The sequence below is a fragment of the Balneolaceae bacterium genome (genome assembly GCA_034521495.1).
Lineage (GTDB): Bacteria > Bacteroidota > Rhodothermia > Balneolales > Balneolaceae > Rhodohalobacter.
This window is the reverse complement of the sequence record JAXHMK010000006.1, coordinates 37959-60708: the sequence shown is the minus strand read 5'-3', so window position 1 is coordinate 60708 and position 22750 is coordinate 37959. Positions and strand designations below refer to the sequence as shown.

Annotated in this window: 16 protein-coding genes; 7 read left to right on the top strand and 9 right to left on the bottom strand. The window is 43.1% G+C overall.

The features are described from left to right. Positions 1-1771 precede the first annotated feature (1771 nt). The 5 genes from U5K72_03860 to U5K72_03840 form a co-directional block, all read right to left on the bottom strand. Positions 1772-3286 (bottom strand): hypothetical protein, encoded by a 1515-nt coding sequence (locus tag U5K72_03860; GenBank protein ID MDZ7717943.1) that lies wholly within the window; start codon positions 3284-3286, stop codon positions 1772-1774. A gap of 479 nt (positions 3287-3765) precedes the next feature. Beyond that, the gene (locus U5K72_03855) at positions 3766-4212 is read right to left on the bottom strand and encodes a hypothetical protein (GenBank protein ID MDZ7717942.1); all 447 of its coding nucleotides are present in this window, start codon (positions 4210-4212) and stop codon (positions 3766-3768) included. A gap of 358 nt (positions 4213-4570) precedes the next feature. Next, positions 4571-6202, bottom strand: a complete 1632-nt coding sequence (locus tag U5K72_03850) for a DUF1186 domain-containing protein (protein ID MDZ7717941.1) — start codon at positions 6200-6202, stop codon at positions 4571-4573. A 157-nt stretch (positions 6203-6359) separates the two neighbouring features. Then, a complete protein-coding gene (gene topA, locus U5K72_03845; protein ID MDZ7717940.1) occupies positions 6360-8909 on the bottom strand; it encodes a type I DNA topoisomerase in 2550 nt (849 codons plus the stop codon). A 9-nt stretch (positions 8910-8918) separates the two neighbouring features. Further along, the gene (locus U5K72_03840) at positions 8919-9392 is read right to left on the bottom strand and encodes a redoxin domain-containing protein (protein ID MDZ7717939.1); all 474 of its coding nucleotides are present in this window, start codon (positions 9390-9392) and stop codon (positions 8919-8921) included. Positions 9393-9713: 321 nt separating this feature from the next. Here U5K72_03840 and U5K72_03835 point away from each other — a divergent pair, with 321 nt between their 5' ends. Next, positions 9714-10469: a hypothetical protein gene (locus U5K72_03835; protein MDZ7717938.1), complete on the top strand. Its 756-nt coding sequence runs from the start codon at positions 9714-9716 to the stop codon at positions 10467-10469. A gap of 572 nt (positions 10470-11041) precedes the next feature. Here U5K72_03835 and U5K72_03830 read toward each other — a convergent pair. Then, on the bottom strand, positions 11042-11605 hold the full coding sequence (locus tag U5K72_03830; protein MDZ7717937.1) for an NUDIX hydrolase: 564 nt from the start codon (positions 11603-11605) through the stop codon (positions 11042-11044). 13 nt (positions 11606-11618) lie between these two features. On the opposite strand from U5K72_03830, the gene U5K72_03825 reads away from it, so the two are divergent. The 4 genes from U5K72_03825 (at position 11619) to U5K72_03810 (ending at position 15221) form a co-directional block, all read left to right on the top strand. Then, on the top strand, positions 11619-12797 hold the full coding sequence (locus tag U5K72_03825; GenBank protein ID MDZ7717936.1) for an AMP nucleosidase: 1179 nt from the start codon (positions 11619-11621) through the stop codon (positions 12795-12797). A gap of 141 nt (positions 12798-12938) precedes the next feature. Then, complete coding sequence (gene radC, locus U5K72_03820; protein MDZ7717935.1) at positions 12939-13655, top strand: DNA repair protein RadC; 717 nt, start codon at positions 12939-12941, stop codon at positions 13653-13655. 105 nt (positions 13656-13760) lie between these two features. Further along, positions 13761-14300: a hypothetical protein gene (locus tag U5K72_03815; protein ID MDZ7717934.1), complete on the top strand. Its 540-nt coding sequence runs from the start codon at positions 13761-13763 to the stop codon at positions 14298-14300. Positions 14301-14402: 102 nt separating this feature from the next. After that, a complete protein-coding gene (locus tag U5K72_03810; GenBank protein MDZ7717933.1) occupies positions 14403-15221 on the top strand; it encodes a hypothetical protein in 819 nt (272 codons plus the stop codon). 30 nt (positions 15222-15251) lie between these two features. On the opposite strand, the gene ppk1 is transcribed toward U5K72_03810, so the two are convergent. Then, positions 15252-17507, bottom strand: a complete 2256-nt coding sequence (gene ppk1 / locus U5K72_03805; GenBank protein ID MDZ7717932.1) for a polyphosphate kinase 1 — start codon at positions 17505-17507, stop codon at positions 15252-15254. Positions 17508-17719: 212 nt separating this feature from the next. Between ppk1 and ruvB the strand changes: the two genes are divergently transcribed. Further along, positions 17720-18730, top strand: coding sequence for a Holliday junction branch migration DNA helicase RuvB (gene ruvB / locus U5K72_03800; GenBank protein MDZ7717931.1), 1011 nt, complete (start codon positions 17720-17722; stop codon positions 18728-18730). Positions 18731-18739: 9 nt separating this feature from the next. Here ruvB and U5K72_03795 read toward each other — a convergent pair whose 3' ends face one another. Beyond that, on the bottom strand, positions 18740-20338 hold the full coding sequence (locus U5K72_03795) for a right-handed parallel beta-helix repeat-containing protein (protein ID MDZ7717930.1): 1599 nt from the start codon (positions 20336-20338) through the stop codon (positions 18740-18742). 203 nt (positions 20339-20541) lie between these two features. On the opposite strand from U5K72_03795, the gene metK reads away from it, so the two are divergent. Further along, positions 20542-21693, top strand: coding sequence for a methionine adenosyltransferase (metK, locus tag U5K72_03790; protein ID MDZ7717929.1), 1152 nt, complete (start codon positions 20542-20544; stop codon positions 21691-21693). A gap of 103 nt (positions 21694-21796) precedes the next feature. Here the strand turns inward: metK and U5K72_03785 are convergent, their stop codons facing one another. Beyond that, entirely contained in the window at positions 21797-22435 is a 639-nt protein-coding gene (locus tag U5K72_03785) for a hypothetical protein (protein MDZ7717928.1), read from the bottom strand. Positions 22436-22750 lie beyond the last annotated feature (315 nt).

The following is a 22750-nucleotide window of genomic DNA, read 5'->3' as shown; positions in this document are numbered from 1 at the left end:
AATCGGTTCTGTAAATTTTCAGGTGATAATTATCCAGGTATTCTTTATTGAAAACAGGTTCTGAAGGGATACTTTCCAAAAACCGGTTTTCACTGTCTGCAGTTTCTCTCCAATACAAACTCTCGGAATGGTCTCAAAAACTATATAGGCTTCTCCTATTAGTTCTAATTCTTCCGGAGAAAACCTCGAAAAAATTGACTCGTGAGGGGTAGCCTTGCAACTCCAATCATGTAAGAGTTGACTGGAATTGGGTCATCACTGCAGAATTCTCAGGGACATGCTCTGCAATTTTTTCCTGGATATTTTCATGGACTTCAGCCCATTCATGAAAAAGAATATTTGTGAGAATGACACCACTCGTGATGGTGAGAAGTTACCACCGGAGAATAGATTGCTGATACTTTTAATTTCGGGAAAAAGGAGTTGATTAGTCTCGGAACTGATTCGGCCATCGCTAAAGCCAGAACCGGTAGCAGTGGAATGAAAAATCGCGGGCCTAATACAGGCTTTTTAAAAAGCCGCTGGTTAAAAAGCTGGAATTATAGACCAAGTAAAAAGTAAATAGCAACGAAGACTGTTGAAATAACTTCGAATTTACGTTTACCTTTTATAAAGAGCAGCAAAAGTCCACCCGGTACAAATATAGTAAGTGCAGTAAGATAAGGGAGTAAGTTGTTCGAAACTGCATCAATGGAAAAACCTGAGTTTTTCCTTCGTAAACAGTGGGTCACCAAAGACGATATAGCTTGCATACAGCCTGATGAATAAGTCCAAGACTCCACCAACGATGATCGTCCATCCCTGATCCTTCCTAATCACAGCACCTAAAAATAGCGAAGCAAAAAACAGGCATTTGGTTCCCTGAAAAGCAAAGATATTCACAAGAAATCCAGATAAAAATAGATAAAATGAAGCTCGCTTTGATTTATTTGAGATGCCGTCCAGAAAAGGAACCATCCAAATGCCACCAACGTCGCACTAATTACATCACTTGATACAACTCTTGCCATCACTAAAGCCGGCGGGTAAATCAAAAGGATAAGTGCAAAGAGTGGATGATAACAGCTTTTTTTAGAAGAAATGCTGTAAAAATAACGGCTAATATTAAAGCCAAAGCAGGCATCCAAAATGCAAGTTGCCATCCTCCAATAAAAATAAATGGGGCAATAATCAATGATGTGCCCGGTGGATATTCACTTGGTCGAATATCGGTAGATTCTTTGTAAGCGGATTCACATATTCAACCTGAATACTGCCCTTGGCAAAAGCATTGGACTGCCGGATATAAGTTCGCCTCATCTTTTAACACAATACTTCCGGGATAAGTGGCTGCAAAACTTATAAGAAAAGCCAGAAGAATCCACAGTTTTAAGTCGCGCATGTTCTAATTGAAAATTTTGCGGAGTTCAATACCGTAATCAGTTAAACAGCCAATTTGGTTGTACAAATGTTTAGAATTGACTGTAAAAGTTTATGCAGAAAAGTACGAATGCTTTTCAATGGAAAAATCATCTTTTGCGATGATCGTCAGCTGAAACTCCAGATTACTCTTCTTTTGGTCGATATCACTGTTGCTCTCTTTACAGAACCGGTTAGTCTCAATGATGAGTGTCTCGGAGATATTCGCAAGATAATCAAGTGTATAAAGTGCTAAAAAAACCTACACAATATTCTTAAGGGATTCTAAAGCGTCAGGTGGAAATTATCTTTGGATACGACAAAAATTAAAAACCATGCGTAAACATTGGCTTTTCATAGGTGATTCTATAAATTAATGACAAAGCAAGAGCGTAAGATTTTTGTGATACGTACTCCTGCCGATATATCCATACCCGTTTGTCGTGCGGGCACTGGCGGTTAATACAAAGCTGTATGCACAGGATACAGGAGGGCGCCAGGTATCCGGCAGGAGTTTATCCTCAAATCCTTTCCAATTTCCTTTGGATGGGGAATATCCTTCACTGTAGATTCCTGTGGTTTGATTTTCACCATAGGTGGCCCTGAAACTGACCCCTCTTAAATTGCCTTCCGGATCATGGGCAGTTAATCTGAACCGCAATCCATCCGGGTCCGGGCCTATACTCTCAATGGCGCATGCATCCACTTCAGAGCCGTTGTGCAGGACTTTTTCAATTACGGCAGCCGGCAGGTGATTGTCGATGTAGATATCTAAATCCTCCCGGTCGCTGCTGGAGTGACCGGTTCCAACGGTGTTGTAAAACTGAATTCGCAGGGTTGCTTTCCCGGTGGGCAGAAAACCCGTGGGGAATTGAATGAGAAGATCATCAATCGAGTAATCTTTGGAAGGATTGGCAAGATGATAAAACCCGGATGAGGTAGCTGAAAAGGTTTCAAGAACGTGATCGGTTCCGTTCCAGCGGTAATTGTTCCAGGAGGAGATCAGATCTTCAAAAGAGGAAGAGCCGGGTGCTTTAATCAGTACTTTATACTTTCTCCGGTTTTTACTCCACATGTCGAGAATTTTATTCCGGTTCCCGATCACATTCAGGGTGCCGCCAAACGCTGCATTTTGCACATGTACGTAATACCCGGGATCGGTAGTGGCCCGTCCGTCACTCCCAATTTTTTTAGAGGGAATCAGGCCGATGCTTCCAAAAATATTGTGCATATCTTTGGAGGGAATTCTCGGTTTCCTGGAAAATATAATCTGTTTAAGAGCGGAAAAATCCTTGTAAAAATTATCCGGAAAGTCTTCTCGAAAAGAGGGAGTGTCGGAGCTCACACGGAGTCCAAAAAAAGAATGTGGCGTACTCAGTGGCCAGGAGAGGTTTACATTAATTTCACTCAACTCAATTTTAAACTTCCAGATGCGGTGCGGTTCATCCGAATGTTCAGAAACACCAAACTCCTGCCGAACCTCAGAGTCTGTACTGTGCAAGCCGGTCCACCGGGCTGGCCCCAGGTAGAACTGTTTTGCAAGATTCTCCGGCTGCCCGCGATGCGTAGCAAAGTTGATATCTTTATTAGAACTGATACTTCTGTTTCGGTTTACATCAAACGTCAGCCAAAAATAATCATCGGTTTTAAGGTCATTGCCCGTATCGGCCGTTACATCAATTGCTAAATAGAGAAAATTGGCATCGTTCTTGGCAAGAATCCACCCTTTATCGAACTTCATGGTTCCTGCATCCTCCCAGCTTCCATCATTGAGAGGTTCATTCAGGCTGATAGGTTCAAACGCCCACTGGCTTCGGAGTAAAAATCTGAAAAATCCGGGGTTAATTCTTATTGGGTTGATTACGGAGATTGGAGTTGGATCTGGCATGGTCTTGATATGTTAAAAGTTAGCAAAACGGAAGTCTGAAGAGGGTTTCTTAATTCTCTCATCTTCAACATGTTCCGGTTGTCATACCGGATAGCTTGAAAAAGTGAAGGTTCCGTCTCTTGTTTTAATGTCCTGTGTATTAGTTATGATGCGAGAAAAGCAGTTTTGTTACACCGGCAGCCCTAAAAAATATGAAATGTTTAATCATCTGCCTGTAGCGTTCCATACACGATTTCCAATTCATAGTCTTGTCTCTCTGTGAAGATATAACGATCGGCAAATCAGGCAAGGTTTCGGATGGATGGTTATAAGACTAAAGCCCTGATTCCTCTAAGGTTCGATTATCCCGATGGCGCCCAGAGTGAAAAGCCTACAGATAAATTCACAGCCAACAACGATTATTATGAGGAAGTAATAAATCTGTCGGGGCAATTCCTCTAAGGTTCGATTAAATTTTTTGAACACCTTGGAGGTTTTTTTTAGGAGTCTTCTTCCCAAAATTCCAGGCACGGACAATATTCTTTCAATTCGCAATCGGGAGCATAGCCGGTACAGAAATCGAATATATATCCGCCGTAATTGAAGGGTGTAAATTCATGATCCAATAACCCCACAATCAACTCATATTTCCGGTTCAGGGGCATCTCATCGGGAAGATCAATATCAGCGCCCCACGTGTGGATCATGGCCGTAAACGCATCACACACTTTGCTGATCTGTTCGGCACTGAGTTGGTCAGATGGTGGAAAAGCTTCTGCCTCCAATCCGCAATAATAGCTCAATGGCTGTTCGGCGTCGCCGGAAACCCATCGGTCAATATCTTTGAAATGATCTTCTATTGATTTCGGCTCAGGCTTTTCTTCCGGGGAATTCGTTCTGTGAGCAGCCCGGATGTCGGATAACAGGTGGGAGAGATACAATTGCATGGTTTTAAATATAATTGCGGTTTTATGAGTTTTCTTCTATTCGTAAGAGCACGAAAAACCGAATACCTTACAAAATTTTATTTTCTATGGTCTCAAAATAAAACTTTGTCCCCGCCTGGCGCAAGTGTTAAGCGAAGCGTCACTTGTGCCCCTCTCCATTTGCAAAAAACTTGGCACAAGTGACATCCACGACTTACTGATTGTAGAATGATTTTTTCCCAGGAAGAGATTATCTACCTTTATTCCAATTTATGTTTTGAAATACCGTATTTAACACTTGCACCAGTTTAGGTGAAAGGTCTGTCAAACTTCGGACCTCTTCAAACCTCCAAGGTTTTGAAAACCTTGGAGGTTTTTATCATCTCAAACAACACCGCTTATACTTTCTGCCGCTTCCGCACGGGCAGGGATCGTTCCGGCCCACATCTTTCCAGGGGTTGACGGCTGGTTGACTGCCGGTACCGGGCTGATCAAAAGACGGCAGGGGAGGCGGAGTTGCCGGAAGAGGCTGATGATCAGATTCGGAATCTGGCTTGTCGTACAGCGGATTGGTATGGATTTTTTTGTAATGGGTGTAGATATCGAACGGATCTACTGTAGGTAAAAGTGATGTTTGAAGCATGTCCCGCTCAACTTCCTCGTACGTTCCAAGCATATTTATTGGAACCAGGTTGTTCTGATAGAGCTGTTTAATGAGCGGGAGCAGACTGTCAGCATTTAAATTTAAGCAGCTCCATACAATAAAACCCAGAAGCTCGGTGTCAAAAAGGGAGTCATCCTTTTCGTTTTTAAGCAGGAAATTGATCCAGTCTTCGTACATTGTTACGATGGAGTCCCGCTTCTCCGGCGTTTGCCGGGCAATATTTTCTGTGGCGCTTACAGCGATATTTCTGGCATAGGAGCTGTTGTACGGTTCTTTCAGGAATTCGTCCAGCAGGGATAGTTGGTTCTCAGCAAGCACTGCTACCGGATCAGCAAAATATTCTTCGAGGCGGTCGCCAAACCAGAATTCGAGAAATTCTTCGCCCTGCCGCAACAGCTCTAAAACAGTTGGCAAGGATTGGGTGCTTTCCATTTCAGCAAGAAGGGAAACCGCATGGCTGCCAAAATTATGGCGTTCATAGTTCCATCCACTCTGCAGAATTTCTTCTTTCAAAACCTCGTGGCGGTTTACCGCATCCTCCAGAACGTTTTCAAGGTCGTTTACGAGTGAATTTTCTGGCAGGGCGAGAATCTCCCGGATCTTCTGTTCTGAAATATCAAAACCGTTTGTGTATAAATATTCAATTTCGGAATGATGAAAATCAGGTTTTTGATCAGTTTGAGTGGACCTTCTGTACCCCCGGCTTTCTACGGTACGTTCATGTTTTTTGTCGTGCTCCCACTTTTTCCTGCTTTTTTCAAGGTTTTCCTTTATGTCGTACATCATAAGCCGGTTGCGGGCTATTTGGACGGCAGGGGCATCGGGATCGAGTTCTTCAAGCAGATCAAGCCGGGCGACAGCTTGCTCACGATCCCCGGTTTCAAGAAAATAGATAACGGTTATGGAATAGAATTTGAGTACCTCTTCGATATGAAATTCATCCCGTTCGGGATACAATGCCTGAAGGTCCATCTCTGTACCCAGAATTTCGGGAACCTGTTCCGCTTTTCCCTCATCCAGCAGCGAATGGACTTTGTTTAATTTTCCAAAAAGATAATCGGGGTGAGCTTTTAAAATCTGTTCGATAACCTCGTTCGCCATCTTCTGGTTACCGGCGGCCTGGTATTCTTTGATAAGGTAATTCTTGAATTGAGGGACCTTCGGGTATTTTTTTATCGCCCTCTGCAGCCGTTTAATGATACTCTTTTTACCTTTTCCAACTTCAAAAAACAGATCTTCTATGAGTTCTCTTGCCGAATCCGTAATTCCGTATTCATTATCCCGGAATGTATGACTATAGGAAATTTTATACGAAACGGAGGGTTTGGCAGGTGAGCTTGCGGACATTTTAAAACCGATTGGTTTGATGTGAATTGATTTTCCTGTCCGAAGATAAAAATCTTATAGTCCGAACTCACTACTTTTTGAATATTTTCTAATCCAATTTGGTAACCTGAACTGTAAACCTCCAAGGTTTTAGAAACCTTGGAGGTTTTGGAATTGCTTACTTCTTCCCCTTCTCCTCAATCAACTGAACAGCATCGGCCATCCTGAACTCCTCTGGCTCGGTGCCTTTGGGCAGTGAGATATTTTTGCGACCGTATTTAATGTAGGGACCGTACCGGCCGTCAAGCACTTTAATGGGTTTGTCTGTTTCCGGGTGTTTGCCCAGATCAGCAATTTCCGAACTGCTTCTCCGGCCTTTACTTTTCTTCTCTTTGATAAGTTCTACGGCGCGATCCAATCCAATCTCAAGAACGTTGTCCGTCTTTTTTAGCGACTTGAAATTTCCATCGTGAAGTACAAATGGTCCATATCGTCCAATTCCTGCTTTTACTACTTTACCGGTATCAGGATGTTCACCGAGTGTGCGGGGCAGCTCCAGTAGTTTCACAGCGGTTTCGAAATCCACATCTGCCGGTTTCATTCCCTTGAGGAGAGAAACCCGCTTGGGTTTTTTGTTGTCTTCTGTAACATCGCCCCGTTGAACGTAAGGACCGTAACGGCCGGAGAGTACATAGACCGGTTCGCCGGTTTCGGGATGATCTCCGAGAGACTTCGGTCCCTCTTTTTCAGCAACCAGAAGTTCTTTGATTTTATCGGCCGATAGTTCACCGGGATCTAACCCTTCGGGTAACGAGGTGGTAATATCTTCACCATTGGAACTTACTTTTACATACGGACCAAAACGCCCTACATGAACACGCATGCCATTCAATCCTTCAATAGGCAGATTGAGTTTTCTGGCTTTTTGTGGATCAATTTTGTCCTCCCGCTCATCAACCTGGTTTCTCAGGCCTTTATCGCCTTTATAATAATCATCGAGATATTTTACCGGATCGTATTTACCACGGGCTATTTTGTCCAGTTTGTCTTCCAGCTTTGATGTGAATTCACTGTCTACAAGATGGGGAAAATGGTTTTCTAATAGTTCCGTTACAGCGAAAGCAGTGTAGGTGGGAACCAATGCTTTTTTTACTGATTTAGCATATCCGCGCTCCTGGATTGTGCCAATAACGGTGGCATATGTACTTGGCCGCCCAACACCACTTTTTTCAAGTTCTTTCACCAGGGTAGCTTCTGTGTAACGGGCAGGCGGTTTGGTTTCGTGAGAAATCGATTCGAGTTCGTGAAGTTCTGTAGCATCTCCTTCCTTCATCTCCGGGAGGAAAATTTCCTGATTTTCGATGGCGGCTTCGGGATCGTCACTTCCCTCTACATAGGCTCTGAAAAATCCGGGAAACAGTATCTTTTTGCCACTTGATTTAAAATCGGCTTTCGTTCCGTCGTGCTCCGCTGTGATAGTTACGTTGGTAAATTCCAGTTTTGCTTCAGCCATCTGTGTGGCGATGGTTCGTTTCCAGATCAGATCGTAAAGTTTAAACCGTCTGCCGCTCAAGCCCGCTTTTTTCGGATGTGTAAAAGTTGAACCGGCCGGCCGGATTGCCTCGTGCGCTTCCTGTGCCCCTTTCGATTTTCCATAGGTTCGAACACGGTCAAATAAGTACTCCTCTCCATACTGCTTTTCCACCTCGCTTCGTGCAGCGTTAATCGCTTGTCCGGAGAGGTTGGTGGAGTCAGTTCTCATGTAGGTGATAAAACCGTTCTCATACAATTTCTGAGCCACGCTCATCGTATCCCGGGCGGAGAATCCAAATTTACGGTTGGCTTCCTGCTGCAGCGTTGATGTAATAAACGGTGCCGACGGGTTACGTTTCTGAACGTTTACATCTACATTTGAAACCGCCCAATCTGCTTTATTTAGCAGATCCCGAAGTTTGCCGGCTTTTTCCTCATCCAACAGAACAACATTGTCCGGCTTTTTGAGCTTGCCGGTGTTCTCATCAAAATCTTTTCCACTGGCAAGTCGCTTGTCATCCACGTGCGAAAGTACACCTTCAAATGTATCCTTTTCACCCTCTTTTGAGAGAATCGCCTTCAGATCAAAATAGGTACCACTCTTGAATTTCATGCGCTCCCGTTCACGTTCAACGAGGAACTCGACTGCCACAGATTGAACACGACCCGCAGAAAGGCCCGGTGCAATTTTTTTCCACAGAAGGGGAGAGATTGTATACCCGGCAAGCCGATCCAGAATCCGGCGTGTTTCCTGCGCATGAACCAGGTTCATGTTGATGTCGCGGAAATTCTCCAAAGCCTCTTCAATCGCCTCTTTGGTAATCTCGCGGAACGCCATTCGCTTTACGGGCACTTTAGGGTTCAGCAGTTCGGTTAAATGCCAGGAGATCGCTTCACCTTCGCGATCTTCATCTGTAGCTAAAATCAGTTCATCAGAATCTTTGAGCAGTTCTTTCAGCTTTTTTACAATCTTCTTTTTTCCTTTCGGCACTACATAGATCGGATCGTACCGGTCATCTACATTAATTCCCAGGTTCGACCACGACTCTTTCTTGTATTTGGCCGGAATCTCTTTGGCTGATGAGGGAAGGTCGCGAATATGTCCCATCGATGAATCAACTACATAGCCCTTCGGTAAAAACTTCTTGATGGTTTTAATTTTTGTGGGCGACTCTACTATTACTAAAGACTTCATAAATTAATTTTAATTGGATTTAACAAGCTCTTTTAACTCCTCTGCATGAGCTTTCGTATTTACTTTCTGAATGATTTCAAGCACTGTTCCGTCAGTATCAATCAAATAAGCAGATCGGCTGGGACTTTCATAGGTGTTACCGAACATATTTTTTTCTACGATAGAATCGGTGGCTTCGGCAAATTTATAGTCGGGATCGGATGCAAGGATATAATCAATTCCCTTTTTCTTTGCATAATTTTTATGAGATCTGCAGCCATCCTTGCTGATTGCGATCAAATTATATCCTTTTTTATCGAACCAATTTGAATGTTCAGCAAGGCTTTCGGTTTGGCGGTCGCAACTGCTGGTATTATTCTTCATATATACAGAAACGATAGTGGGCCGGTCTAACAGTTCGGAGAACTGAACCTCTTTCTCTTCGCCATTTTCAACGACTTTAAGTGAGAAATCTGTATCTATTTTTGATCCTTTTGAAATCATCTGATTTGGTAATTCTTTGTGAATTTAGGTCATTATAACCCGAAACAAACCACGTTTCGTTCTGTCTGATTCAAAATAAAAAATCAGACTTTTAGTATACACATTCTGTAACACATTGAGCAACTGCTTTTAAATATCTCCTTTCAGCACCATCGAAAGAGTCGTTTTTTGATGCGAATGAATCGATTAAAAGTATCATTCAAAAACTCTTCTGCTTTCATGGTATTGTGTAAATAATCCAAACAAATGGTTCAAAAGTACAAGACTGAGGGCAGTTGAGAAATTAACTTCATAAACACTTAAAAATAAAAATGGGGATTTATGAAGACATCTATAAATGCATTGGCGGTTGCAATTATTCTGTTAATTGCAGCGGAGGCAGTAGCACAGGAAACTGAAGAAAATGTTCGTATGGAATATATTCTTTGCAAGCTTAAAGATGGTTCCACTTTTGATGACGTGATTGCGGATGCAAAAGAATATGGTGAAAAAGTTGCCGCGGATGGCAGCAAATATAACCAGTATCTGATGCGACCATTAATTAATGGTGAGCGTTTGGAAGGCATCACACACATCCTTGTGGGTGAATGGCCAAACGGTGAGGAGATGTACAAAGAGTACGGAAATTATGTAAACAGACATATGGATGATGATAATGATGAGAATCCAGATATCTGCGGGATAACGTTTGCTACCATGGATCATATCGTGGTAAATGCTGCACGAGAAAATGAGCCGATTGATACCCGGTTTCCGGTTCAACTGGCTGATTGTACATTGAAAGAGGGTGTTTCAATGGAACATGCTGTAGCCGTACAAAAAGAGATTGCTGAAGCCACCATTGCAGAGGGGATGGATGGTTATGGTGTGCATTTCCAGATGCCATACCTGGGTTTTGAAAATGTTGAACATGATTTTATGAGTTTAGTATGGTGGCAAAGTTACCAGCATAGAGGCAATATGGCTCAAAACTATTATAAAATTGCCAATGAACACGGCGACAAGATGAATGCTGTGGCATCATGTGAAAACTCTCGCGCATATTTTGCCGAAGAACTTTTCAGGACATGGGAATAGGTTTTACATTTCTTACATCTTAAGACCTCAAGGGCGCATAGGTAGAAACTGTGCGCTTTTTCTTTTTTAGGTTCTCGGTTAATCATTCGGATGAGTGAGTGGACTCGGATAGCGCAAGCGCCTCGCTTGTTCTCGTAATAATGTTTGTTGTAGCCCCGGATTATGCACCAAATTTCGTAGCCATTTGCCACAACACTCAAAATTGAGCTACCATCATTTTCCGATACATATAATAATATCAGCGGTTTAACTTCTATTTTATACTTTTTCGTGAATAATTCGGGGTAGGTCACGAGCGGGACGCTCGCGCCATCAACTGGAATTTTGATTTTGAAAAGCTGTCCGGTACACCGTACAACAAGCAGTTTACTCATCGTAGCTTTATGCGACGTTGAGCCTGCCCGTTCCCTCCATTCGTTTTTTTACAAAATACTACCTTATAAGGACGCTCGCGCGATCAGGATAAAGAGATGTAATTTTGGTTTTGAGATGCCGGACAAGCTGTCCGGCGTACAATTTTTGAATTCTACATTGCTGTCTATTCATCGGCCTGTTCCGCTCAGCGAACCAGGCTACTCTTTTAGATGCAGCAACAGATGTGCCACTGCCGCCACAACAATCGAGTGATGAATTGTACTGTTTTTTACCAATTCAAGGAAATAATCAAATTCGAGAATGTGAACGGCTATATCTTCATTACCGTCTAATTGTTGTTCATCCACTTTTACACAATCTTCGGCCAGGTAGATGTGAGTATAGTTGTTGAGGATCGCAGCATTGCCGCTTGTTGCACCCAACTTTGTCCACCTTTCTGACTGGTAGCCGGTCTCTTCAAGAAGTTCTCGTTTAGCTGATTTCAGTGGAGATTCACCCTCATCTACCATGCCGCCCGGAATTTCGAGTGAGGCTTCATGAATACCGGCGCGATACTGCTCAACCAAAACAACCTTTCGGTCTGTGGTCAGAGCAATTACATTAATCCAGTCTGGTGCATCCAGCACGTAGAAAGAAGCAGGGTTAGTTTTTTTGTCAGGTAACAACTCTCGTTGATAAAGAGAAAAGATGGGAGTTTCTAAGAGTTTCTTATCTTTTATGATATCCCATTTGGGTTTTGTAAATGAAAATGAATGAGGCATTATATAGCAGTTTATGGATGAACGAATAGAAATCACAGGCGAATCAATATCAACGGATACAGAACGAAATGACATCGTAGAAAAAGCGTGTGATCTGATGGAAAAGATATACCGGGACGGGGATTATCCCAAACTGTTGGTGAAGCGTTCCTGGTCGGAACACAATCCAATTATAACCGGGGAGATGGCCTTGCCAAGCGCGTATCGTTGGTATTTGAAGCGGGAACTCAGAAAATTTCTTGAAAAAGGAGCGAGTATGAAAGTGTTTCCGTCGCGTCCGCGGGTAGCTGTAAATGATCCCGCTCTGTTTGATAATGCCGATGAAGACGACTGGGATATCACCCAAAAAAAATTGTTCCTGTTCAGCCCGGAGCGGATTGATATTTCTCTGAACAGGCTGGAACATTACACGGGAACCAAGCCCGAAGATTTTCAGCGGTATATTCTCTTTACCAATTACGATATGCATGTGGATGTATTTCAGAACCTATTTCCGGATTGTGTAAAACCGGACCACTCGGTACAGATGCCGGCCTATCACCACAAATTACCAGAGAATAAAGGGTTTTCGCTTGTAAATATTGGTGTTGGACCATCGAATGCGAAAACTATTTCCGATCATGTGGCCGTACTGCGCCCGGATGCTATGGTGATGGTGGGGCATTGCGGGGGGCTGAGAAATCACCAGGATATTGGCGATTTTGTTCTGGCAACCGGGTTTTTACGGGCTGATGGAGTTTTGGATGATGTTCTGCCGCTGAATATCCCGATAACTCCAAACCATCTTCTGAATGTATATTTAAAAGAAGTGCTCGACTCTAACGAGAGAAATTACCGCCTTGGCACGGTCTATACTACAGCGAACCGTAACTGGGAGTTCATCAAAAAAAGATCGGTCCAGGAGATTCATGTCAGCCGGAGTGTGGCGATTGATATGGAGTCAGCCACGGTGGCTACGAACGGGTACCGGTATCGAATTCCTTTTGCCACGCTGCTTTGTGTGAGTGATAAACCGTTGCACGGAAAGCCAAAGCTGAGCGGAGCGGCTCAAACATTTTATGAAAACTCCAAGGAGATGCACCTGGAGATTGTGATAGATGCATTAAATATGAGCAAAGCTAACTACCCCGACGGTCTGCCGAACTCCAGTATTCGTGCGATTAATGAGCCGCTGATGGGCGGGCCGGAATAGGAATATCGAATAACGAACACCGATCAAAGAATGATGAAGTAAAAACCCTTCGACATTCAATATTGGGTGTTCGGTGTTCGATATTCAAAAGTTTTTCTGTAAGGAAATGCTCATTTCCAGTTCATACATATAAAAAGGATTATGGAACTGGAAGAATTTGACGCCGACAAATACAAAGGAAGAACTGTTCGCGAGATGCAGCCGGATGAACAACCTCGCGAAAAACTACTGAATTACGGTCCTGAAAGTCTGTCAACGGCTGAACTGCTTGCTATTTTACTCCGAACCGGGTCCAGAGGGATGAATGTAGTAGATATGTCTCGCGCATTGCTGGATCAATTTAAAGGCCTTCGCAATTTGTCCAAGCAAGATTGGCAGGCACTCAAAGTAATACCCGGTATTGCTAAAGTAAAAGCTCTGACACTGGAAGCTGTGTTTGAGCTGAGCCGACGGATTCAGATGGAATCGCTGGGTGATGAGATTAAAATTACCACACCGCAAACGGCTGCAGCCTACTTCATGCCACGTCTTCGTGATCTGAAACATGAAGAGTTCTATGTTGGGTTTTTGAATAATTCAAAAGTTTTGACTGGCTATAAGAAAATCAGCTCCGGGGGTACCACCGCTACTGTTGTTGAACCATCGGAGGTGATGCGGCAGGCTGTACTCAACCAGGCAAACTCCATATTGCTTGTTCATAATCATCCATCCGGTTATCTGGAAGCTTCGCAGGCGGATATTAGCCTTACAAATCGGTTGTCTGATGCAGGAGATCTTCTCGGAGTTCCCGTGATTGATCATATCATTATTGCCGGAGACGGGTATATCAGCCTGAGAAATAAGAAAATTATCTCCTGAAATAGCTTAAAACACCATATTCTAACCTTTATCACATAATTTTTATTTGTGTAAAAAAAGCCTTCTGTTATATTCCAAGGGGTTAACTAAAAATCTTTGGGATATATGGACTATTCAGAACTGGTATACGCAGTAAAAAAAGATGATATGAAGACCGCAAACCGAATGTGCGGTGAGGCGATTCCAATTTTAAAAAAGTATCTGATCTCTAATGTAAATGCCAGCCCGGAAGACGCCGAAGATGCGGTTCAAAAAATGTTTGAATATGTGATTCCGAAGATCCAAAATGATGAGATCACGAGTCCTTCGGGGCTGCTTTCGTACATGCTCTCGGGAGCCCGCCACAGTTATTATAAAATAGTACGGGATTTTGATCTCGATAAATACGCGGAGATGGAAGAGCAACTGGTGGCCGAGCCCAGGCAGGTGTGGAATTTAGTAAGTGAAGATCAGGAGTCAATTCTTTCAACGTGTATTGAGAAATTAAAAGGACACTACCAGGATCTTATCACCTTTCTTTTTGATCACCCGAATGCCAATACAAAGGAGATTGCTGAATATTTCGGAATTTCCAAGAACAATGCATGGACACGTAAACACAGGGTTATACAGCAGTTACAGGAATGTGTGCAACAATATTTCTAAAAAAAAGAAAAATTTTTGTAAGGAAATGGAAAAATCCGGTTCATACATACGAGAGGTACTGTCAAATAGTACAATAACGGAGTGAATAAGAAAACCCGCAAAATGAAAGAACAAGACAAAATTCAATTACTTGAGAAGATAGATCAATATATAAAGGGAGAGCTATCGCAAGATGAGATTGATGAGCTGTGGAAGCAGTTTCTGCAACATCCTGAATGGTACGATTGGTTTGAAACAGAACTGCATCTTCGAAGTCTCATAAAAAAGAAGAAACGGCCAAACTTTAATACAGATAATGCGGCAAATCGTAGTACCAACCCAAATCTTAAAAAATACAGAAGGTGGATCTATGCTGCTGCTGCCGCAGTACTTTTGGCTATAGGATTACAGTTCTTTGGCTACGAGCAATCGGAACCGGTATCGGGCTTCGCATTAGCAGAGATTGATCAGTCAAATTTAATCGGGGCTGATGTCCTGCGGTCGGATGACATTCCTGCCGGTGAGCTTGATGTAGCCATCAATGAGGCACTTGCTACTGCATACGAAGGAGAAACGGAAGAGGCCATTGCAGAGTTTCAGGAGTTACTGGCAGAATCACCAAATAACCAGCAGCAGGCACGAATTGAGATGAACCTGGGCATACTCTTTTATAACAGCGGAGATTACGAGTCAGCAAAGAATCATTTCCGGTCTATCGTAGAGATTGAAAATATTGAGGATTATCAAAAAGAGAAGGCGTGGTGGTTTCTTGGCAATGCACATTTAAATGTAGAGGAACCTCGTGCAGCCAGAGAAGCTGTTTTCAATGCATATAGTATGAATGGCCGGTATCAATCAGCGGCACTTGCCCTGCTGAAAAAACTGGATGTAAGGCTGGGCAATATTCCATCAGATGAAGCACCTGCGAGGTTGGGTGAGTAAAACCCTGAATGTTGTAAAATCTGAATAAAATTACTCCCGGTCCGTTTTGCTGGCCCTCGGAACAGGCTCAGCATGCGATTTTGTATGAGACATCAGATAGTTGTGAGTGCCAATTTTTTTCTCACCTTTTTTGCGCTTCACCTTTCTGTAATTTCCATTTGGCTGCATGATCCATCGCTGTTGATTGTCGCGCAGATAGATGCTCAACATAAACCGGAGGTACTCCTTGAGCTGCGGATGCTCGATAGGCGCGAGAAGTTCAACCCTGGCATCAAGATTGCGGTGCATCCAGTCGGCCGAGCCGATGTAGTAGAGATTTTTGCCGCCATTATGAAAATAATAGATTCGGGAATGTTCGAGAAACCGCCCCATGATAGAGTGGACACGAATGTTCTCACTTAAACCCTCTTTTTGTGGAATCAAACGACATACGCCTCGCACAATCATGTCGATACGAACCCCTGCCTGGGATGCTTCATACAGTTTTTGGATGATCAGTGGATCTTCCAGGCTGTTCATTTTTGCAATAATTTGGGCCTTCCTTCCCTTCTGCGCTTCCTTGATTTCGGTTTGGATCAATTCCATCATATTGTTTCGCAGGTGTTTGGGGGCCACTAATACTTTTTGATAGGCTTGGTTGGGAGCATAGCCCGTAAGCAGATTGAAAACATCCGATACATCCGAGGCGATATCTTCACGGCAGGTAAAATAGCCGAGATCTTCATATAGCTGTGCGGTATCCGGATGATAATTGCCGGTTCCAATGTGTACATATCTCCGAAGCCCGTCCTCCTCCTCGCGCACAACGATGGTTAGTTTGGTATGAATTTTCAATCCTGCAATTCCATACGAAACATGAACACCGGCTTTCTCCAGGCGCTGAGCCCAGCTAATGTTTCTCTCCTCGTCAAACCGGGCTTTCAGTTCGATCAAAATGGCAACTTGTTTATCAGATTCAGCAGCGCGAATGAGGGCGTGCATCAGGGGTGAATCGCTGGACGTTCTGTATAACGTCTGTTTAATAGCAAGAACTTTAGGGTCTCTCGCGGCTTCTTCGACAAATCGCTGGGTGGACGATTCAAAACTGTGATAGGGATGATGCACGATAAAATCACCTTTATTGATCACCTGGAAAACGCTGGGAGTTTCTTCATCAATAGGGTGGCGAAAAACGGGATGGAGGGTGGGAATCCATGGGTCGAGTTTCAGATGCTGGAATCCTTCCAAATTGTAGAGCTGGGCTGCATCGGCCAGGCCAATTGGGCCTTTCATCTCAAAAACCTCCGTTTGTCGAACATTGAGATGAGAATACAGATATTTTTTTACATCAAGCGGCATATCTTTGTCGATCTCCAGGCGCACAACCTCTGCAAATTTTCGTTCCCGAAGTTCCTCTTCAATCAGCTCGAGCAGATCATCCGCTTCCTCTTCGTTTCGTTCAATGTCGGCATTCCGGGTGACCCGAAAAACATGAGCAGAGAGAACCTCGACTCCAGGAAAGAACCGGTTGACTTTTTCTTTGATGAGATTTTTGACAGAGAGCAGCACAACATTCGTATCAGTTCGGTCAAGTTCAATCCATCGAGGACGGTTGGCTGGAATTTTGATTCGAGCAAAAAGAAGTTCGTTGGTTTCCGTATTTCGAAGCTTTATGGCAAGAGACCGGCTCTTGTTGGATATAAATGGAAACGGATGAGCTTCATCAACAGCCAACGGGGTGATAATCGGATAGATCTGCTTTTCAAAATATTCATCGGCCTTATTTTGCAGCGCTTTATCAAGTTCGGCGTATTCTTTTATCTGGATTCCGTTTTTATGAAGTTCGGGCACCAAATCTTCCAGGTAGCAGCTCCTGTAGTGCTTAATCATTTTTTTTACACCCTTACGGATCTCCTGTAATTGCTCTGAGGGTGTGTGGCCGTCTACGGTCAATTCGGATACTCCGGCGTGGATCTGTCGTTTCAATCCGCCTACTCGTTTCTGAAAAAATTCGTCCAGGTTAGAGCAAACGATTCCGATAAATTTTACACGTTCAAGGAGTGGTATTTCGGGGTCTTTGGCAAGTTTTAGAACACGCCAGTTAAACTTCAGCCAGCTGATCTCATAATTAGTAAAATACTCTTTCCCGAATATTTTCAGATCGCTCGGAGTCATGTCTTTCTGCATTCCCTTTTCTGAGAGAATCTTATTTTTGAGAGGGTTAGCATCGGATTTCTTTTTTTTCAAATTTTGCAGGTCAACGGAATTGAACGTTGGTTCATCCGCCCCGTTTGAGGATTTTGACATGTTGGGAATTTTATATTTAAGCCAAAGATTTATGTATAACGGTTTATAAATGGAATCGGGAAAAATGAACTCCATTAAACAGAAATAAAATAGGAAATCACTGAATTTGAAATGAACACACAAAGGTCACTGAAATTCAGGATTAAGTTAATTATTATAAGATTAACTTAGTTTAAACATTTGCGAAGGAATTAAAATTGCAAAATCCACTCTTGAATCCGGAAGAAAAAGATCCCGTTGTCGAAGAATCACTGCGTCCGTCATCTCTGCAGGAGTTTGTAGGGCAAAAAAAAGTGATTCGAAATCTGTCCATATTTGTGCAAGCTGCGAAGAAGCGCGGGGAGGCGCTGGATCACGTGATCTTGTCCGGTCCGCCCGGGCTTGGCAAAACTACACTTGCCTTTATCATTGCCAGGGAGATGGGGGTTCAACTCAAGCCGACAACCGGACCTGTACTCGAAAAACCGGGAGATCTGGCCGGTCTGCTTACCAATCTCGAAAAGGGCGATGTTCTGTTTATTGATGAGATTCACCGGTTGAATCCTGTGATTGAGGAGTATCTCTATTCGGCAATGGAGGATTATAAGCTGGATATTGTGATCGACTCCGGACCGAATGCCCGAAGTGTACAGATTGAGCTCAATCATTTTACGCTGGTGGGAGCGACCACGCGAAAGGGATTATTGACCGCTCCGCTTCGTGCTCGATTCGGAATAGACATGCGGCTTGATTATTACGATGTTGAACTGTTAACACGTATTGCACATCGTACAGCGGGTATACTGAATTTTGGAATCACGGATAAAGGTGCCTATGAAATTGCCAGAAGAAGCCGCGGTACACCCCGGATTGTAAATAAGCTGCTCCGGCGCACGCGAGATTTCGCACAGGTTGATGGGTTGGATGCTATTGACGATGCCATCGCTGATAAAGCGCTCAACGCGTTGGATGTAGATAAAAACGGGCTGGACGAGATGGATATCCGAATCCTGAAAGCGATCATAGAAAACTACAAGGGCGGTCCTGTGGGCCTGGGAACACTTGCCGTAGCTGTGGGTGAAGACAAGGGTACGATTGAAGAAGTATACGAACCGTTTCTCATCAAAGAAGGATTTATGCAGCGAACACCCAAAGGCAGGGTGGCAACAGCCAAGTCATATCAATATCTCGGTGTGAAAAAAGAAGACCCGGAATCCGGTGAATCTGACCTTTTCAATTCATAGAGGCTGGAACTACCATTCATTCCACACATCGGGGCCAATGGATCTGTCCACTTTTACATGTCGGCGAAGTTCATCGAGTTGAATTCCACACTTTTCATCAGTCCAGGCATAATTCATGGTTGGCGGATTATGGCAGTTAAATTTGTCTCCGCACATCCAATTTGCCCTGTTGGGTTGAGATGCTCCTGAATCAGTAGCTGGGAACTGATGATTACCACAACTGGGAGAATACAAGGCAGAATAATAAGCTACATTGCTGGAATCCCAAGGTACACTGAACATTGTGTTTGCCTCTACTTTTATGTTCTCTCCTCCGGCAACACCAATTCCAACCTGGCCGGGATTTACACCCATATTTCCAACGGCCTCCTGGTAGCTGCCACCCGCATCCCCCAGCATGATAAACGAGCCGCTGCCCGAAAGGCTGTGTCCGCGCGCACGATTATTGTTTACTTGAATCCAACTTGTACTATCACCATGAGATTTGAAGAGATTAATCCAGTCTTCCAGTACGGCAACTCCATACGCATCGGTACGTTCCATGGAATTTCTGTTGATTTTGATACCCGCGCCGCTGCAATCATCACATTGGAAGAAGTTTCTGCCGATGTTAAGGGCTTCATTCTCTACAACTTCAATCGGACCGGAGCTAAAACGGAATCGTACAGCCGAAGCGGTGTTTTCGAAATAAGAATGGCTGATGGTGATATTTGAAGCATTGTCGAATTTGATCGCTCCATAATCCTGCCCGGAAGAATCGGGTGCAATGTTTCGGAATGCAGAACGGGTGATATGAATATTCGATGGATTATTTGTGGAATAGATTCCATGAAGGTGGTAATTACGAAGTTCAATCCATGCAATTTGGTTTTGGCTAAATGCACCGCTAAAGGCTCTATACACAGTATCCTCTCCATCCATAATGGCGCCATTTAGGCCGATCCATTTATTCCCCTGCTTTGAACTGAGAACCGATTGGCCGGTATGCGTTCCGGGCATCACAAAAAACACAGAACCCGCCGGACACAGTTGATTTGCGATGTTGAACGAATCATCTAAACCTAAAAGGATGTAATTTTCTTGTCGGTTAAACATCTTTCCACAGGCTAAATCGTAATTATTGGAAGAAAGCAGCTTTAACACCTCTCTGATTTGATGGGTATTTTTACCTTCAATCGTATCACCAGAATCCAATATTTTTTCTATTTCGCGGCTGAACGATCTGTGTTGGGATTCAGACAGAGTGGCGAAGTTCTCTTCTAAATTTTCGAGTAGTTTATTCAATTGACCGAGAGTTTCCCCATCGAAATAGATTGTATTTTCTGTCGCTCTCTGAATCGGATCACCCAGTTCAAGAATTTCACTGCTGTTTAAACTGTCAATTTCAGACTGACTGAACGTGTTTACTTCGTCCACCATATCAAGAAAATCAGAAAACAGATTCTGGGGTGTGTTTACGCCAACTTTCTGCAGTTCCGTCATATCAACATCTTCAGAAGATAAACCTCCCCCAGGTGGCTGATTTTCGAGAAAACTGAATTCGCAGGAAGCGGCAACGGAGATCATTAAAAAAATGCTGATCGCACAGAAAAAAGTAAATGTTCTCATGATTCTGTTAATACGTGGAGGGATTACGATATTCAAAACAAATAACTACAATACAGAAAATTTGTTTCGGAATCTAAATTTGAATCGGTTATCTGTAATCACACTTTGTGAAAGTTGATTTTTGAAATGAAAGATGATCAGATTTTTTGTACATTTAGCCGCTTTGACGTGCTAATCAATATTTTCAAATCACTGATTGTTTTATGAAGAATTTATTTACCTCAGAATCGGTATCAGAAGGACACCCCGATAAAGTTTCTGATCAGATTTCCGATGCTATTTTGGATGCTATGCTTGAGCAGGATCCGGAATCGCGAGTTGCTGTAGAAACACTTGTAACCACAGGCCTGGTTGTACTCTCCGGTGAAGTTCGAACCGAGGCGTATGTGGATGTACAGGAAACTGCACGGGAAGTAATCCGCGACATCGGCTACACAAAAGCCAGCTACCGGTTTGACGCCGATTCTTGCGGAGTAATATCAGCAATCCACAATCAAAGTGAAGATATCGCGATGGGCGTGGATGAAGGTGAAGAAAAAGAACAGGGAGCCGGCGACCAGGGGATGATGTTTGGATACGCCACGAGAGAAACCGATTCCTTTATGCCGATGTCTCTTCAATACTCGCACGATCTGCTGAGAAAACTTGCTCATATTCGGAAAGTGAGCGGCGAGATTCCCTACCTCGGCCCCGACAGTAAAAGCCAGGTAACGGTTGAGTACGATAATAAAAATAACCCCAAGCGAATCCATACGATTGTTGTTTCCACACAGCACGATGATGGAATCGAGCAATCGCACATCAAACAGGACATTAAAAAATATTTGATCTCTTCGGTGATTCCATCTGATTTGATTGATGATGAAACAATTCTGCACGTCAATCCAACCGGGAATTTTGTAATTGGCGGTCCTCACGGAGATACAGGATTGACCGGCCGAAAAATCATTGTAGATACATACGGCGGACGGGGTGCTCATGGAGGCGGTGCATTTTCAGGAAAGGATGCGTCAAAAGTTGATCGAAGTGCAGCATATGCTTCACGTCATATTGCCAAGAATATTCTGGCGGCTGACCTGGCTGATGAATGTCTCGTACAATTAGCCTATGCCATTGGAGTTGCAGAACCTGTTTCCATAAATGTTCATACCTACGAAACCGGAAAAGTGAGCGATGCACAATTGGCGGATGCCGTTTCAAAAGTGTTTGACCTGACTCCCGGCGGAATTATCTCACGTCTGAAATTGAAAACTCCCGGTTTCCAAAAAACAGCCGCCTACGGCCATTTTGGCCGCGATGAGTTTGCATGGGAGAAACTGGACTATGTAGATAAGATTGCAAATGCAGTGAAATAAGGAAGAGAAGACCCGTCGGGTTTGCCGTGGAAAAGTTTTCAAACGAACATAAAGGCAAAGTCTCTCTCAAAAGAAAACCCGACGGGTCTCACCACCTAAAAATCTAATCATCAAACAACAAATGCCTGATCTTTTCAATTTCATCCTGCTGAATAGTATGGTGAAATTTTAAGAAAGCTTCTTTACCTCCAAACCATTCCAAAACACTATTTCGTTTTAGTTTCGTCGGTTTTTCAGTTATGCAAGCATGGTAAGAAGAGTATTGCCATTCGGCGGGATGAGATGTCATTCCATGAAAAACAGGATTGAAATGTATGTATCGAATCATCGTAGTAAAATAGTCATCAGATTCAACACCTTTTCTCTTTATACTTTCTTCAAAAAGGCTTCCATGTCTATTGTAGACTTTATTGAATGATTTTGCATAAGAGTTGAAAAAAGCACCAAATGTGTCTGAAATAAATTTTACAAAGTTGCCATTCATTGTCAGATTTTTATATCTGGATCTGTTTTTAGCTAACCTTCGTAGTTCATCTTCATTTTTGATCTGAATTAAAAAATGGTAATGGTTTGGCAGCAAGCAATATGCATAAATGTCTGCTATAGGAAGTATGTATTTCGAAAATTTGTTTAAGAAAAATTGATAGTTTTTCTTCTCTCGAAAAATCAAGCTTCTTCCATGCCCACGATTATAGATATGATAAACAGTACTTGCTTCAAATGGTACAGATTTATTACCCATTCGTATGTTTTTTTATGATTTACAAAATGGCATTGTAAATAAAATCACTTAAAAAACGAAAGACTTGAGACCCGTCGGGTTTTTTGTGGCAAGTGTATCAACATTAGAATTATTTGTTGTCTGTGGATGGGAAAACCCGACGGGTCTTTGGTTCAGTTCGCATCGTTTTTTCAAGCTTTGCAGTCATCGGATGAGTTATCTATATCGAATTAATATCCATTGCCCTTCACACTGATCCGCTGACTCCATATCCACGATCTCTTACATCGTTTATAAAAACCCTCTCTTTTTCTGGCTGCATCTTTTTGTAAATTG